12 protein-coding genes and 1 pseudogene are annotated in these 14,724 nt (G+C 69.1%); 7 read left to right on the forward strand and 6 right to left on the reverse strand.

From position 1 onward, the window contains the following. Nucleotides 1-175 precede the first annotated feature (175 nt). Nucleotides 176-1,012 (forward strand): aldo/keto reductase, encoded by an 837-nt coding sequence (locus ABT186_RS10890; protein ID WP_351228106.1) that lies wholly within the window; start codon nucleotides 176-178, stop codon nucleotides 1,010-1,012. Between the two features lie 33 nt (nucleotides 1,013-1,045). Here the strand turns inward: ABT186_RS10890 and ABT186_RS10895 are convergent, their stop codons facing one another. After that, complete coding sequence (locus tag ABT186_RS10895; protein ID WP_351228108.1) at nucleotides 1,046-1,381, reverse strand: PucR family transcriptional regulator; 336 nt, start codon at nucleotides 1,379-1,381, stop codon at nucleotides 1,046-1,048. A 39-nt stretch (nucleotides 1,382-1,420) separates the two neighbouring features. Beyond that, nucleotides 1,421-1,549 (reverse strand): annotated as a pseudogene (locus ABT186_RS10900) (sugar diacid utilization regulator); the annotation flags it as partial. Nucleotides 1,550-1,638: 89 nt separating this feature from the next. Between ABT186_RS10900 and ABT186_RS10905 the strand changes: the two are divergent. The 4 genes from ABT186_RS10905 to ABT186_RS10920 all read left to right on the forward strand — a co-directional run bounded on the left by ABT186_RS10905 (nucleotide 1,639) and on the right by ABT186_RS10920 (nucleotide 5,523). Next, nucleotides 1,639-2,292 carry an amino acid ABC transporter permease gene (locus tag ABT186_RS10905; RefSeq protein WP_502973172.1) on the forward strand — a complete coding sequence of 218 codons (654 nt, stop codon included), beginning with the start codon at nucleotides 1,639-1,641 and terminating at the stop codon, nucleotides 2,290-2,292. Next, nucleotides 2,289-3,167 (forward strand): amino acid ABC transporter ATP-binding protein, encoded by an 879-nt coding sequence (locus ABT186_RS10910; RefSeq protein WP_351924565.1) that lies wholly within the window; start codon nucleotides 2,289-2,291, stop codon nucleotides 3,165-3,167. The genes ABT186_RS10905 and ABT186_RS10910 overlap by 4 nt, the downstream gene beginning before the upstream one ends. Then, entirely contained in the window at nucleotides 3,164-4,543 is a 1,380-nt protein-coding gene (locus ABT186_RS10915) for an NAD(P)/FAD-dependent oxidoreductase (RefSeq protein WP_351924567.1), read from the forward strand. Before ABT186_RS10910 ends, ABT186_RS10915 begins: the two co-directional genes overlap by 4 nt. A gap of 284 nt (nucleotides 4,544-4,827) precedes the next feature. Further along, nucleotides 4,828-5,523, forward strand: coding sequence for a glycoside hydrolase family 75 protein (locus ABT186_RS10920; RefSeq protein ID WP_351924569.1), 696 nt, complete (start codon nucleotides 4,828-4,830; stop codon nucleotides 5,521-5,523). Between the two features lie 63 nt (nucleotides 5,524-5,586). Here the strand turns inward: ABT186_RS10920 and ABT186_RS10925 are convergent, their stop codons facing one another. Continuing rightward, nucleotides 5,587-6,288 carry an SDR family oxidoreductase gene (locus ABT186_RS10925; RefSeq protein ID WP_351237641.1) on the reverse strand — a complete coding sequence of 234 codons (702 nt, stop codon included), beginning with the start codon at nucleotides 6,286-6,288 and terminating at the stop codon, nucleotides 5,587-5,589. An 81-nt stretch (nucleotides 6,289-6,369) separates the two neighbouring features. After that, the gene (locus ABT186_RS10930) at nucleotides 6,370-7,326 is read right to left on the reverse strand and encodes a class I SAM-dependent methyltransferase (RefSeq protein WP_351237639.1); all 957 of its coding nucleotides are present in this window, start codon (nucleotides 7,324-7,326) and stop codon (nucleotides 6,370-6,372) included. Nucleotides 7,327-7,450: 124 nt separating this feature from the next. Here ABT186_RS10930 and ABT186_RS10935 point away from each other — a divergent pair, with 124 nt between their 5' ends. Beyond that, a complete protein-coding gene (locus ABT186_RS10935; RefSeq protein ID WP_351237637.1) occupies nucleotides 7,451-8,227 on the forward strand; it encodes a phytanoyl-CoA dioxygenase family protein in 777 nt (258 codons plus the stop codon). Between the two features lie 29 nt (nucleotides 8,228-8,256). Here ABT186_RS10935 and ABT186_RS10940 read toward each other — a convergent pair whose 3' ends face one another. Both ABT186_RS10940 and ABT186_RS10945 read right to left on the reverse strand, forming a co-directional pair. After that, nucleotides 8,257-9,969 (reverse strand): glycoside hydrolase family 6 protein, encoded by a 1,713-nt coding sequence (locus ABT186_RS10940; RefSeq protein WP_351924571.1) that lies wholly within the window; start codon nucleotides 9,967-9,969, stop codon nucleotides 8,257-8,259. Nucleotides 9,970-9,997: 28 nt separating this feature from the next. Continuing rightward, entirely contained in the window at nucleotides 9,998-11,467 is a 1,470-nt protein-coding gene (locus tag ABT186_RS10945) for a cellulase family glycosylhydrolase (protein ID WP_351924573.1), read from the reverse strand. A gap of 265 nt (nucleotides 11,468-11,732) precedes the next feature. Between ABT186_RS10945 and ABT186_RS10950 the strand changes: the two genes are divergently transcribed. Further along, the gene (locus ABT186_RS10950; RefSeq protein ID WP_351924575.1) at nucleotides 11,733-14,654 is read left to right on the forward strand and encodes a glycoside hydrolase family 48 protein; all 2,922 of its coding nucleotides are present in this window, start codon (nucleotides 11,733-11,735) and stop codon (nucleotides 14,652-14,654) included. Nucleotides 14,655-14,724: the final 70 nt, after the last annotated feature.

Here is a 14,724-nt window from a genome sequence, read left to right on the forward strand (position 1 = left end):
GCGGGATGACGCGACCCGGTCAATGGTCTGGACCGATAAGGTCGGATCCATTTCCGGCCAATCTGTGGTTCCTGTCGAGATTCCGAAGGGAAAGAGCCGGTCAGGAATGCATCACGGGTCGTGATCGTTGACGATGGGGGTACCACTGGACGACTGAATGAAGGATCGAGAGCTCGTGAGCAGCAAGGTCCCCCCGATCATCCTGAACAACGGCGTCGAGATGCCCCAGCTGGGCTTCGGCGTCTGGCAGGTGCCGGATGACGAGGCGGAGCGCGCCGTCGCCACCGCACTGGAGGCCGGGTATCGCAGCATCGACACAGCGGCGATCTACGGCAACGAAGAGGGTGTCGGCAAGGCGGTCGCCGCCTCCGCCCTCCCCCGCGAGGACCTCTTCATCACCACCAAGCTCTGGAACAGCGACCAGGGGTACGACAGCACGCTGCGCGCCTTCGACGTGTCGCTGGAGAAGCTCGGCCTGGAGTACGTGGATCTGTATCTGATCCACTGGCCGCTGCCGTCCCGGGACAAGTTCGTCGAGACGTACAAGGCCTTCGAGAAGATCCACGCGGACGGCCGGGCCAAGGCGATCGGAGTCTCGAACTTCCTTCTGGAGCACCTGGAGCGCCTGATCGCGCAGACGTCCGTCATACCGGCCGTCAACCAGATCGAGCTGCACCCCCATCTGCAGCAGCACGCGGCGCGCGAGTACCACGCGGAGCAGGGCATCCACACCGAGGCGTGGTCGCCGCTCGGCTCGGGCAAGGGCCTCCTGGAGGTCCCTGCGATCATCGCCATCGCCCAGAAGCACAATCGCACACCGGCCCAGATCGTGCTGCGCTGGCACCTCCAGCTCGGCAACATCGTGATCCCGAAGTCCGTGACCCCGTCCCGGATCAAGGAGAACATCCAGGTCTTCGACTTCTCGCTGGACGTCGAGGACATGGCGGCGATCAGCGCGCTGAACGAGGACCGCCGCATCGGCCCGGACCCGGCGACGTTCGAGATCGGCTGACACGGCCGCGGCGCGGCGGGCCGGCAGTTCGGGTCAGCCTCCGCCCGTGGCCGGTCCCCCGCCCAACTGGTCCGCCAGACAGGCCAGATACAGGGCCAGGGTGGTGCGGTGCTCGCGCAGCGGGCGGCCGGTGATCTGCTCGATCTTGTTCATCCGGTAGACGACGGTGTTGCGGTGGATGTGCAGCGCCGCGGACGCTCGTACGAGGTTGAAGCCGCTCTCGCACCAGGCGATGATCGTGTCGCGGAGCACCGGCCAGTCCGGCTGGACACGCAGGTCGGCTGCGGTGCGTTCGAGCAGACGGTTGCGGGCGGGCCGGCCCGCCTCCGCGAGGACCTGGTGGGCCCGCAGTTCGGTGATCAGGTACACGCTCGACCCGCCCGCCGGCCTGGCGGCCAGCCGCAGCGCGTCGCACGCGTCCTGATAGGAGTCGTGCAGACCGCCGACGGAGGCGGCCGGTTCGCCGATCCCCGCGCGGGCGGTCAGACCGTCCTGAGCGGCGATGACGTCCGTGACCCGGCGGCAGTCGGCGACCAGCGAGGACGTCCTGGTCCGACTACCGGTCCGACCTGCTCGACGCGCTCGGCCGCACTGTCTCCTACACGGCGGCCGGGTTCGCGGGCGCGGTGGTGCTCGGCCTGGCGGTGGCGCTGCTCAGGCTGAGCAGGGCGTGGCCGCTGCGCGCCGTCGCCGCCGTCTACACCGAGGTATTCAAGAACGTCCCGCTGCTGGCCATCATCTTCCTGACCTACTTCGGTCTGGCCTCGGCCGGGATCCGGCTGGACGTGTTCACCGCCGGCTGCCTCAGCCTGGTCGTCTTCTACGCCGCCTATCTGTCCGAGATCTTCCGCTCCGCGATCAGCGGGGTCCATGTGGGGCAGACGGAAGCGGGAGAGGCGCTGGGTCTGGGCAGGGCGGGCATCTTCGGCCACATCGTGCTGCCGCAGGCCGTCCGGCTGGCCCTGCCCGGCACCAACACCATGCTGGTCGACCTGCTCAAGTCCACCTCGCTGCTGGTCACGATCTCCGCCGCCGAGCTGATGTCCGAGGGGCGGCTGATCACCTCGGCCACCTTCCGGGCGCTGGAGGTCTATCTGGTCATCTCCGCGATCTACTTCGCCCTGTGCTATCCGCTCTCCCAGCTCCTCCTGCTGCTGGAGCGAAGGGTACGGGCGGGCGTCCCCCTTTCCCCGTGGCGGCGCCGGAGGGTGCGGGCCGCCCGTGAACTGCTCGCCGCCGACCTGGGGCGGACGACCGACCGGAAGGAGGCGACGGTATGACCGAGCCCGTCACCGCCGCGGATTCCACGGCGAAGAACACCGAGGGTTCCATGGCGAAGAACACCGCGCATTCCGCGGCGAAGGCCACCAAGGCTGCCGCGGCGAAGGCCACCGCGCCGGACGCCGGTGAAGCGGTCGTACGGATCGAGGGGCTCAGCAAGTCCTTCGACGGCCGGCTCGTGCTCGACGACGTCCATATGGAGGTCGGCCGGGGCCGTATCGTCAGCGTCATCGGTCAGAGCGGCGGTGGGAAGACCACCCTGATGCGCTGCGTGAACCTGCTGGAACGCCCGGACGCGGGCACGATCGAGGTGGCCGGGGAAGTGGTGCACACCGGCGGCCGCATGGTCTGCCGCGACCTGCCCCGGCTGCGCCGCACCGTCGGCATGGTCTTCCAGCGGTTCAATCTCTTCCCGCACCTGACGGCGGTGGAGAACGTCGTCCTCGCCCAGCGCAAGGCGGGCATCCCGGAGCAGGAGGCGCTGGAGCGGGCGGTCGCGCTGCTGCGCCGGGTCGGAGTGGCCCATCGCGGTCTCGCCCAGCCCGACCGGCTCTCCGGCGGTGAACAGCAACGCGTCGCCATCGCACGGGCGCTCGCCCTCAAGCCGGAGGTACTGCTCTTCGACGAACCCACCTCCTCCCTGGACCCGGAGGCCACGCGGGAGGTGCTGAGCGTGATGCGGGAACTCGCGGCGGACGGGATGACGATGCTGCTGGTGACCCACGAACTGCCCTTCGCCCGCGAGGTCTCCGACCACGTCGTCTTCGTCGACCGCGGCCGGATCGTGGAGGAGGGCGGGCCACGGGACGTCCTCGAGAACCCGGCACAGGCCCGCACCAGGGAGTTCCTCGCCTCGCACGGGTCGATGTCATGACCCGTGCGGCAGGCACGGCCGGCCCGGTCGGCGACGCCCCCGCGGTGGTCGTCGGCGGCGGGGTGGTGGGGCTGTGCACGGCGTACTACCTGGCCGCGGCGGGCCTGCCCGTCGAGGTCGTCGAACGGCGGGCGCTGGGCTCGGGGGTGTCCCGGGGCAACGCCGGATGGGTCTGTCTGAGTCATTCCACGCCCGTTCCCGCCCCGGGCGTGGTGCGCTACGCCCTGCGGTCGCTGGGGCGGCCCGATTCGCCGCTGTATCTGCGGCCCCTCCCGGATCCGGCGTTCGTACGGTGGCTGTGGCGGTTCTGGCGCAGCAGCACACCGGCCGTCTTCCGGCGCGGCTATGCGGCGATCGCCGAGCTGAACCGCGACACCTTCGACCTCTTCGACGGTCTGCGCGAGGCCGGGGTGACCACGACGCTGACGCGGCCCGGGATGGTGCACGCCTTTCTGTCACCGGCTGCGGCCCGTCATCATCTGGAGATCCAGCGGGAGATGGCGGACGGCCGCTACCCCCTGCCCGATGACGCCGTCACGGGCACCGAGGCCCATCTGCTGGACGACGCGCTGTCGCCCTCGGTGCGCGCGGCCTATCTCGTCGAGGGCGAGGGCGTGGTCGACCCGGAGGCATTTGCCCGCGGGCTCGGAGAGGCGCTCGCCGCCCTGGGGGTCAAGGTCCATGAGCAGGCGGAGGCCACCGGGTTCCGGACCGCCGGGGGACGCGTCACCGCGCTGCGCACCGCCCAGGGCGAGATTCCCTGCTCGGCCGTCGTCATCGCGGCCGGCATGCGCTCCTCGCATCTGCTGGCCTCGCTGGGACATCCCCTGCCCCTGCAGGCGGGCAAGGGCTACAGCTTCTCGGTGGACCTGGATCCGGCGCCCCGGCACACGCTGTACTTCGGCGAACGCAGGGCCGTCGCCTCACCGATCGGCGGCACCACGCGGATCGGCGGGACGATGGAACTGAGCGGCAACAACAACCGCCTCGACTGGCGCCGTATCGTCGCCGTCGCCCTGGCGAGCAGGCACTATCTGGGCCGCTGGTTCGACGATCCGGACGACCTCGTCGCCCTGATCCGCGATCCCTGGGTCGGAGGGCGGCCGTTTCTCCCGGACGGGCTTCCTGTGATCGACCGTGTCCCCGGCCACGACAACGCCTTCGCGGCCACGGGTCACGGCATGCTCGGGGTCACGCTGGGCCCGGTCACCGGGAAAGGGCTGGCGCAGTACGTCCTCACCGGCCGGCGCCCCGAGTCCCTGGCCCCGTTCCGCTTCGACCGGCCCGGCCACCAGGGCCTGCCTTCGGATCAGCTGGCGACCCCCATGACCCCGCTCGGGTGGGCCGCAAGGCACCGTCCCCATCGGCCAACCTGATCCGAAGGACTGGCCCCAGCCGGGGCCGACGGCCCGGCCGCCTTCCGTGCGGCCGGGCCGTCGTCGTGTCCGGCGCCGCTCGCGCACCACAGTTCGGTCAAAGTTCCCCGGCACACTCCGGCTTCCCGTCGCCCCTGCGCCCACGGTGAGCTGCCGGTTCCTGGTCCGGACCAGGAGACCGCTCAATTCACCCTGCCCTCAGGGGGTTGACGTGGTCATGCAAGCGGGTCCACCTTGTACGCCACTCGGTAAGGAAACTTTCCTAACAGAAGGGTCTCCCCACAGTGCGTACTCGAACACTGACCCTCGCCGCGGCCACCGGCGCCGCACTCCTCGCCACCGCGGCGCTCCCCGCGAACGCCTCGGGAGCGGCCACTCCCAGGTCCGCCCAGGAGGGCTCGGTCAGCGCGGCCGACCTGCTCGCCAAGGTGACGTCCTGTTCGCAGATATCGAACGGCAAGTACAAGACCGACGACGAGACCTCGGCCACCATCCCCGTGTGCGGCAAGAACGGCGCGGTGTTCTGGAAGGCCGACATGGACGTCGACTGCGACGGCCAGGTCACCAGCAAGTGCAACGGCGACACCGACCCGTGGTTCCAGGACGACACCGCGTTCCACCAGTCCAACGGCAAGCCGCTGCGCGCCGACTCGCTCCCGTACGTGGTCGTGCCCAGCGCCAGCAGCATCTGGAAGTACTCCAGCTCGGGCATCAAGGGCGGCGGCGTGGTCGCCGTCATCTACAACAACAAGGTCGAGTACGCGGTCGTGGGCGACACGGGACCGACGAAGATCATCGGCGAGGCCTCCTACGCCACCGCGAAGGCGCTCGGCATCGACCCCGACCCGGCGACCGGCGGAGCGGACTCGGGCGTGACGTACATCCTGTTCAAGAACTCGCAGGTGTCGCCGATCGAGAGCCACAGCGCGGCGGTGTCGCTCGGTCAGTCGCTGGCCAAGCAGTTCATCCAGAGCAACTGAGCGGGGAGGGAGGAGCGCCCGGTACCGCGCCGGCGTCGCGCGGTACCGGGCACCAGGCGTACGTCAGTTGGGCTGCCCGATCGGCCGTACGACCACGGTGTTGACGTCGACGCCCGCCGGCTGCCGGATCGCCCAGACGACGGAGTCGGCGAGCTGGTCGGCGGTGAGGAGATGGCCGGGCGGGAGGCTGCCGTAGCTGTCCCAGAACGGGGTCTCCACACGACCGGGCGCGATCAGGGTCACGCCCACACCCCACTCGGTGACCTGGCGGCGGGTGTTCTCTGCGAGCCCGGTGACGGCCCACTTGGTCGCCCCGTAGATGTTGCCGGGCCCGTGCACGAACCCGGCGACACTGCCGAGCAGCACGATCCGGCCCCTGGTCTCCTTGAGGGCGTCGATGGAAGCCCTGATGAGCAGTGCGGGACCGAGCACGTTGGTCAGCACCATCTCGGTCCATCCGGCCGGATCACCCTCGGCAACGGTGTCATGGGTGGCGAACCCGGCGTTGGCGACGACGGTGTCGAGCCGCCCGAACTCCTTCAGTGTGGTGTCGACGGCGGCTTGCACCTGGTCGTACTCGGCCGCGCTCCCCGCGAGTGTCAACAGGCCCTCGGGGTCGCCGAGTTCGCGGGCGAAGTCGCGCAAACGCCGCTCACCCCGCCCGGTGACGGCCACCCGGTGCCCGGAGTCGAGCAACTGGCGCGCGACGGCGGCGCCGATTCCACTGCCGCCGCCGGTGATGAGTGCGACCGGAGAGTCGGTCATGGTTACCCCCTGCGTTTCGGTGAACACCGCGGAGTCCATCACTTGGAGCACTCTCGAAGTCAAGGACCGCGAGGTCCCGCATCAGACGGGTCGGACGGCCGTGTACACGGTGTGCGCCTTCAGCACGAACACGTCCTTCCGGCGGTGCACGCTCGCCTCGTCCTCTGGGTCGAGGAGCCGGTCGAGGGTGGCACGGTCCTCGGGGTCGAGGCCGTCCGCGAGCGCGTCGCGGAGCCAGGTCAGGGAGTTGACGACGTAGGCGCGCGCCCGGTCCGTGACCGGTGCGGGCAGGTCCAGCAGGAAACTGCGCGTGCCGGTGTGCTTCAGGCCCGCCGCGGTCAGCAGCGCCGGCCAGTCCTCGGCCTCGGCGACGGAGCCCGGCAGCTCGGCCCGCATCCGCGCGAACCACTCCGCCTCCACCGCGTCGATCCGTGCCTGCAGGCCCGGGCGCCCGATCCCGATCTCGCGGGGCAGGAACCGTGCGGGCAGGCCGCCCTCCAGCAGGGCCAGGGTGCCGCCCGGCGCCAGCCGCCCGGCGAACGCGGCGAGAGCGGCCCGCTGGTCACCGAGGTGGTGCAGGCTGTTGCTCGCCCACAGCAGGTCGGCCGGATAGTCCAATTCACCGAGGGCTCCTGGGAGTTCCCCGGCGACCGTGCCGAAACGGTCGGCGAATCCGAGACGTGCGGCCCGGGCGCGGGCCCGCTCCAGCAGCGGCTCGGAGCCGTCCACGGCGACGACCCGCGCGCCCGGGAAGGCCTCGGCGAACAGACAGGAGACAACACCCGGCCCACTGCCCGTGTCGACGATCAGGCCGGGCTCGGTCACCTCCTGCCCCAGCCAGGCCATGACCCGCTCGTACAGAGGCGTGAACAGCTCCGCCTGGGCCTCCAGCTTGGGGGCCATCGCGGCCCAGTCGATGTCGTCGTGGGCATGGTGCCCCTTGTGGTCGTGGTGTCCCTGGTGGTCATGGTGTCCCTGGTGGTCGCGGTGCCCCTGGTGGTCGCGGTGCCCCTGGTGATCGTGGTGGTCATGCGCCATGGTGATCAGCCTCTCTTCTCGGTGCCGCAAGCCTGCGCCCACGCACCGCGACGGGGCCAGTTCTGTTGCCGAGGCGGCAAAAAATGAGGTGCAGCACGGTCAGCCGGTCGCCGAAGATGAGCGCATGGACGACGAGTTGGTGGAGCGCTTCCTCGAGGACGGGTTCGTGAAGATCGAGGGCGCCTTTCCACCGCGCGTCGCCGAGGACTGCGCACGGCTGCTGTGGCAGGAGACGGGGTACGACCCGGAGGATTCCAGCACCTGGAAGGACCCGGTGGTGTGGGTCGGTGACATGGCCCAGGGACCGTTCGCCGCCGCGGTCAACTCCCCGGTCCTGCATGATGCGTTCGACCAGCTGGTCGGCGCGAACCGCTGGGCTCCGCGGTACTCCCTGGGCAGCTTTCCGCTGCGGTTCCCGCACCAGGAGGGGCCGGACGACGCGGGGTGGCACATCGAGGGGAGCTATCTGCCGGAGGGCGTGGAGACCCGCTGGTACTACGCCAACCTGCGCTCGAAGGGCCGCGCCCTGCTGATGCTGTTCCTGTTCACCGAGGTCACGGACAACGACGCCCCCACGCGTATACGGGTCGGCTCCCACCTCGACGTGCCACCGCTTCTGGAGCCGTACGGCGAGGAGGGCGTGTCGATGCTGGAAATCGCCCCGCAGCTGGTGGATGCCTCCGCCCACCGCCCTCTCGCGTACGCCACCGGCGGCCCCGGCGACGTCTACCTGTGCCACCCCTTCCTGGTGCATGCCGCCCAGCCCCATCACGGCACCCGGCCCCGCTTCATGGCGCAGCCGCCGCTGTACCCGGCGGTGCCGTACGAGCTGGAGCGGCCGGACGGTGACTACTCGGCGGTGGAGTTCGCGATCCGCCGGGGTCTGGCCCAGGAGGGCTGACCCCGGCGGATCACCGGCTCACGTACGCGTCACGGCAGCGGCGGATACGCGTTCTGCATCAGCTGCTGGAACTGCGCCGAGAACCAGTGCCCCGACAGCGGTGCGTTGGGCAGGGCGCCCGACATGTTGTTGTTGTTGCGCGGGTTGCCCGTGTACGTCGGGTCGCACATGCGGTCGAAGCCCTTGCCCTCGTCGTTCGGGATCGCACTGCTGGAGCCGTCGGACTCACCCGGCGGCTTCATCCACACGTACGCGTCGATCCCGGCCGCCGGGGAGGCCTGTGGGCGTTCACCCAGTCCGGCACCGGCCTGGTTGCACCAGTTGCCGACCTGGATCCGTCGGTCGTAGCGCCCGCCGTTGACGTAGGTGTCCACGTCCGTCCTGGCGCCCGGGCCGGTGGGCCGTGCCGAGCCGCCCCAGCCGTTGCGCGAGGTGTCGATCAGCATGCCGATCCCGGAGTTGAAGCCGACCGAGACCAGCTGGTTGCGGAACGCCTGTGCGAAGGAGAGCTCATCGACGTAACGGTTCCAGTCGATCCACTTCGACTGCCGGACGGAGGTGCCGTTCACCGTGTCGTTGATGGTGAAGTTTTCCTCCTTCAGGGCGCTGTAGTTGGCCGTGTTGGTGATGAAGCCCTGGACGTCGTCGACTGTCGCGCCCTCGCTGGTGGCCGCCTGCTTGAACAGGTTCGCGGCGGCGCCGAAGTTGTCGTCCCAGCCGAGCCAGCCGTGGTGACCGGCGTCGAGGTAGTTGTAGACGTTGGGGATGGCGCCGAGCTTGGCGAGCGCGTAGCCGACACCCTTCACGTAGTTGCCGTTGGCGAGCATGGTGTCGCACTCGGGGGTGGCGGTGGCGCGGCTGCCGGTGTTGGCGACGAGGTTGGGCAGCGAGTCGATCTCGATGGTCGTCACGATCCGCAGCGAGGCGTACTTGGGGTCGGCGAGGACGGCCGCGATCGGGTCGATGAACTGCGTCTTGTACTTGTCGATCTCCGTCGGGCCCAGTTCGCCGTTGGAGGCCAGGGCCGAGCAGTCGCGTCCCGGGAGGTCGTAGATGACGAGCTGGACGACCTCTTCGCCGCTGCCCTTCTGTGTCAGGGCGGCGTTCAGGTGGTCGCGCAGGCCCATGCCGCCGTTCACGCCGTTGATGGCGGCGATACGGTCGAGCCAGACACCGGTGGGCTGGTTGGAGACCCGGCTGCCGCCGGGCTCGGCGGCAGCCTTCGCGGACCACTCCGGGTTCACATACACCTTGGCGCCGACGTACGGGTTGTCGACACGGCTGCCGGTGCCACCGCCGCCACCGCCTCCCCCACCGCCGCTGCCGCCGCCGTCGTCGACGTTGCAGGTGACGCCGTCGAGCGTGAAGGTCGTCGGGATCGCGTTCGTGCCGCTGTACGAGGCGTTGAACCCGAAGCTGACCGAACCGCCCGTCGCCAGCGAGCCGTTGTAGGTCTCGTTGTTCGCGGTGACGGCGGTGCCGCTCTGGGTGAGCTTCGTGTTCCAGTAGTTGGTGACCTTCTGGTTACCGGCGTACGACCACTTCACCGACCAACTGCTCTTGGCTGCACCGCTGTTGGTGACGGTGACAGCGGCGGTGAAGCCGGTGTCCCACTGGTTCTGCACCTTGTAGTCGACGGTGCAGGGGACGGCGGCGTGCGCGGGGGCGGAGACGACCGCGGTGCCGGTCGCGCCTGCGACGAGCGCCAGGGAGGCCAGTAACGATGTTCTGGTACGACTCATGAGTGCGGGTTCCCTTTCTGGTCGTGGACTATCCGTTGAGGGCGCGCAGATGGTCGTGCAGGCCGATGCCGTACGACGTGGGGGTTCCGTCGTAGTTGGAGATCAGGGAGGGGCCGGAGGAGCAGTCCCAGGTGTTCCAGGCCCAGCCCAGATAGGACAGGCCCCGGTCGTCGAACCACTTCATGACCTGGTCGACGAATCCGTGCGAGCAGGTGTTCTCGCCGATCTCCCCGGCCACCAGCGGCACTTGGGCCGCCACCGGGGCGAGCGTGGAGTTCCAGCAGCTTTCGCTCGCACAGGTGTTGAAGTTGTAGACGTGGTACGCGGCGACGAGATTGCCGGTCGGGTCACTCGGCCGGTACGTCAGCCACTGGCTCAGGTCGTTCGAGTACGCGAGGCCGCCCGCCAGGATCACGTTCTTGGCGCCGGTCCCGCGTACGGCGTCGACCAGGTTCTGCATCCCGGCGACCTGGTAGCCGATGCCGGGGCAGTTGCCGCCGTCCCGCCAGCACTGCCAGGCCTGGGTGGTCGTGGAGGTTGCACGGTCCGGGTAGGGCTCGTTGAACAGGTCGAAGGCGACCGCCTGGTCGTCCTTGAAGGTGCTTGCGACCGACGCCCAGAACGAGGGGGTGTACTGCGCGTCCGGCATCGGCTTCTGGCAGGTGGCGTGCACGTCGGAACAGCCGGCGGAGTTGCCGGTGTACTGGCCGTAGGTCCAGTGCAGATCGAGGATCGGGGTCATGCCGTGTGCCTCGACCCTGGCCACCAGGGCCTTGACGGCGTTGATGTAGTTGGCTCCGGCGTACTCCGGTTTGATGTTGGAAAGGCCCAGCCAGCACTCCTCGTTCAGTGGAATACGGATCGCGTTCGCCTTCCAGTCGGCGATCGCCTTGATGGCGGCGTCGTCGACCGGGCCGTCGAAGATGCCGTAGCCCTGGACGCACATGAACTCGCCGCCGGACCGGTTGACGCCGAGCAGCCTGCGCGTCCTGCCGTCGGCGTCCACGAGTTTGTTCCCGGAGACGTGCAGGGCCGGCGCCGTGCCGTTCGAGGGCGGCTCGGTGGGGGGCGGCGTCGGCTCGGAGTCCACGTTGCACGTCGTCCCGTTGAGCTTGAACGACGCCGGCGCCGCGTTGCTCCCCGACCACGAGCCGAGGAACCCGGCGCTGACGCTCGCGCCGGTGCCCAGCGAGCCGTTCCAGCTCTCGTTGGCAGCGGTCACCGTCGTCCCGGACTGGGACCACTTGGCACTCCAGCCCTGGGTGACCTTCTGGCTGCCCGCGAAGTCGAAGGTCAGGCTCCAACTGCTCAGGGCCGCACTGTTGTTGGTTATCTTCACCGCGCCCTGGAAGCCGGTGTCCCACTGGCTGGTGACGGAGTACTCCACCGTGCACACGGGCGCGGCGCCCGACGCCGTGACGACCGGCGCGACCACGGTCCCCACGAGGGCTACCGCGCCGGCCACGAGTAAAAGTGCTGAACGAGGGGGGTGTCGCATGAGCGACTCCTTGCAGTTCGGGCGCGTCGTGGCGGACGCGCCGACTGATGGAATCGCTCCCACTGGTGTCAATGAAGCTAGCGCCGAGTAACGGCGAAGGACAGGGGAGTCGCTGACTTTCCTTCAGCGGTTCACATCGAATCTTTTCGACAATTCAAACATCTTGACCCCTCTTACCCTCCTCCCCAATATGGGAGCGCTCCCACTGGTTCAAGGCTTGTTGCTCCTCCCCCCACCGCTCCGAGCCGCAAGGAGGAACCAGCACATGGCACCCGGACGCAGACACAGACGCCGCACCGCACGGCGGCTCTGGACCGCCGTGGTGGCGGCCCTCGCGCTCCCCCTGACCGTGTTGGCGAACAGCGCAACTCCCGTCCACGCGGCCGCACTTCAGTGCAGCGTGGACTACAGGACGAACGACTGGGGCTCCGGCTTCACCGCGGACCTCACGATCACCAACCGGGGCACCGACGCCGTCAACGGCTGGACCCTGACGTACGACTACACGGGCAACCAGACGCTCACCAACGGCTGGAGCGGCACCTGGTCCCAGTCCGGCAGGTCGATCACCGTGAAGAACGCCTCCTGGAACGGCACGATCGCCGCGGGGGCCGCCGTGAACACCGGCGCGCAGTTCACCTACAGCGGCACGAACACCGCGCCCACGAGCTTCGCGGTCAACGGTACGACCTGCGCGGGCGCCCATCAGCCGCCGGTCACGGTCCTCACCAGCCCGGCCGCCGGCGCGGTCTACAGCCAGGGCGACGCGGTCCCGCTCGCCGCCACCGCGGCCGCCGCCGACAACGCGACGATCAGCAAGGTCGAGTTCTACGACGACACGACCCTGCTCGGCACCGACACGAGCGCGCCGTACTCGCTCTCGGTCTCCAGCTTGACCGTGGGCAGTCATTCCCTGGTGGCCAAGGCGTACGACAGCCTGGGCGCGTCCGCGGAGTCCACGCCGGTCGGCATCACGGTCGCCTCGGGTCCCGCCGTGGTGGCCTCGCCGACCCAGCTCGGCGTCCAGCAGGGCAAGACGGGCACCTTCGGGGTGACGCTGTCGTCGCAGCCGAGCGCCAATGTGACGGTCTCCGTCACCCGTACGGACGGCAACACGGGCCTGTCCGTCACCGGCGGCTCGTCGCTCACCTTCACGCCGTCCAACTGGAACACGGCCCAGACAGTGACGATCACGGCCGACTCGTCCGGCATGGGTTCCGCCACCTTCACCGCGTCCGCGACCGGCTACACCAAGGCCACGGTCACGGTGACGGAGCTGGCGGCCTCGAAGACGTACGACGCCCGCTTCCTGGACCTCTACGGGAAGATCACCAACCCGGCGAACGGCTATTTCTCCCCCGAGGGCATTCCCTACCACTCGGTCGAGACACTGATCGTCGAGGCACCCGACCAGGGCCATGAGACCACGTCCGAGGCCTACAGCTATCTGCTGTGGCTGCAGGCCATGTACGGCAAGGTGACGGGCGACTGGTCCAAGTTCAACGGCGCCTGGGATCTGGTGGAGAAGTACATGATCCCGACCCACGCCGACCAGCCGGCCAACTCCTTCTACAACGCCTCGAAACCCGCGACGTACGCGCCCGAGCTGGACACCCCGAACCAGTACCCGGCGAAGCTCGACACCTCGGTCCCGGTCGGCTCCGACCCGATCGCGGCCGAGCTGAAGAGCGCCTACGGCACCGACGACGTGTACGGCATGCACTGGCTGCAGGACGTCGACAACGTCTACGGCTACGGCAACGAGCCCGGCAAGTGCGAGGCGGGCCCGACGGCGACCGGACCGTCGTACATCAACACCTTCCAGCGCGGGCCGCAGGAGTCGGTCTGGGAGACCGTGCCGCAGCCGACCTGCGACTCCTTCAAGTACGGCGGCACGAACGGCTATCTGGACCTGTTCACCGGCGACTCGTCGTACGCCAGGCAGTGGAAGTTCACCGACGCACCGGACGCCGACGCGCGCGCCGTGCAGGCCGCGTACTGGGCCGACGTGTGGGCCAAGCAGCAGGGCAAGGGCGGTGACGTCTCCGCGACCGTCGGCAAGGCCGCGAAGATGGGCGACTACCTGCGCTATGCGATGTACGACAAGTACTTCAAGAAGATCGGCAACTGCGTGGGTGCGTCCACTTGCGCGGCCGGCACCGGCAAGGACGCCTCGCACTACCTGCTGTCCTGGTACTACGCGTGGGGCGGCGCACTGGACCCCTCCGCGGGCTGGGCCTGGCGCATCGGCTCCAGCCATGTCCACGGCGGCTATCAGAACCCGCTGGCCGCGTACGCGCTCAGCTCGTACGCCGATCTCAAGCCCAAGTCGGCGACGGGCGCGACCGACTGGGCCAAGTCGCTCCAGCGGCAACTGGAGTTCTACCAGTGGCTGCAGTCGTCCGAAGGCGCCATCGCGGGCGGTGCGACCAACAGCTGGCAGGGCAGATACGCCTCCCCGCCGTCCGGTACCCCGACCTTCTACGGGATGTACTACGACTGGGAGCCCGTCTACCACGACCCGCCGTCCAACCAGTGGTTCGGCTTCCAGGCGTGGTCGATGGAACGGGTCGCGGAGTACTACCAGCAGACGGGGAACGCCACGGCAAAGGCGCTCCTCGACAAATGGGTGAAATGGGCGCTGTCCAAGACCACGATCAACCCGGACGGCACCTACCGGATCCCGTCCACGCTCCAGTGGTCGGGACAGCCCGACACCTGGAACGCGTCGAACCCCGGTTCCAACAGCGGACTCCACGTCACCGTCGCCGACTACACCGACGACGTGGGTGTGGCGGCCGCGTACGCCAAGACACTGACGTACTACGGCGCCAAGTCCGGGGACGCCACGGCGAAGTCGACAGCCAAGGCGCTGCTCGACGGCATGTGGAACAACTACCAGGACGGCCTCGGCATAGCCGTCCCCGAGACGCGCGCCGACTACAACCGCTTCGGTGACAGCGTGTATGTGCCGAGCGGCTGGAGCGGCAGGATGCCGAACGGCGACGCGATCAACTCCTCGTCCACCTTCGCCTCGCTGAGGTCCTTCTACAAGAACGACCCTGCCTGGTCGAAGATCGAGGCCTATCTGGCGGGCGGCGCCGCGCCCTCCTTCACGTACCACCGGTTCTGGGCCCAGGCGGACATCGCCCTCGCCATGGGTTCGTACGCGGAGCTCGTCGAATAGGACCCCGCTGACGCTCCGCGTGCACGGCCCTGTCGTGGGGTGACAGGGCCCTGACCGGGCGGTCCCCACG

It is taken from the genome of Streptomyces sp. NPDC001634, assembly GCF_040298185.1.
Lineage (GTDB): Bacteria > Actinomycetota > Actinomycetes > Streptomycetales > Streptomycetaceae > Streptomyces.

Coding starts and splice junctions, on each gene's coding strand:
- ABT186_RS10910 (WP_351924565.1), top strand. CDS start 2,289: ATGACCGAGCCCGTCACCGCCGCGGATTCCACGGCGAAGAACACCGAG.
- ABT186_RS10915 (WP_351924567.1), top strand. CDS start 3,164: ATGACCCGTGCGGCAGGCACGGCCGGCCCGGTCGGCGACGCCCCCGCG.
- ABT186_RS10925 (WP_351237641.1), bottom strand. CDS start 6,288: ATGACCGACTCTCCGGTCGCACTCATCACCGGCGGCGGCAGTGGAATC.
- ABT186_RS10930 (WP_351237639.1), bottom strand. CDS start 7,326: ATGGCGCATGACCACCACGATCACCAGGGGCACCGCGACCACCAGGGG.
- ABT186_RS10935 (WP_351237637.1), top strand. CDS start 7,451: ATGGACGACGAGTTGGTGGAGCGCTTCCTCGAGGACGGGTTCGTGAAG.
- ABT186_RS10940 (WP_351924571.1), bottom strand. CDS start 9,969: ATGAGTCGTACCAGAACATCGTTACTGGCCTCCCTGGCGCTCGTCGCA.
- ABT186_RS10945 (WP_351924573.1), bottom strand. CDS start 11,467: ATGCGACACCCCCCTCGTTCAGCACTTTTACTCGTGGCCGGCGCGGTA.
- ABT186_RS10950 (WP_351924575.1), top strand. CDS start 11,733: ATGGCACCCGGACGCAGACACAGACGCCGCACCGCACGGCGGCTCTGG.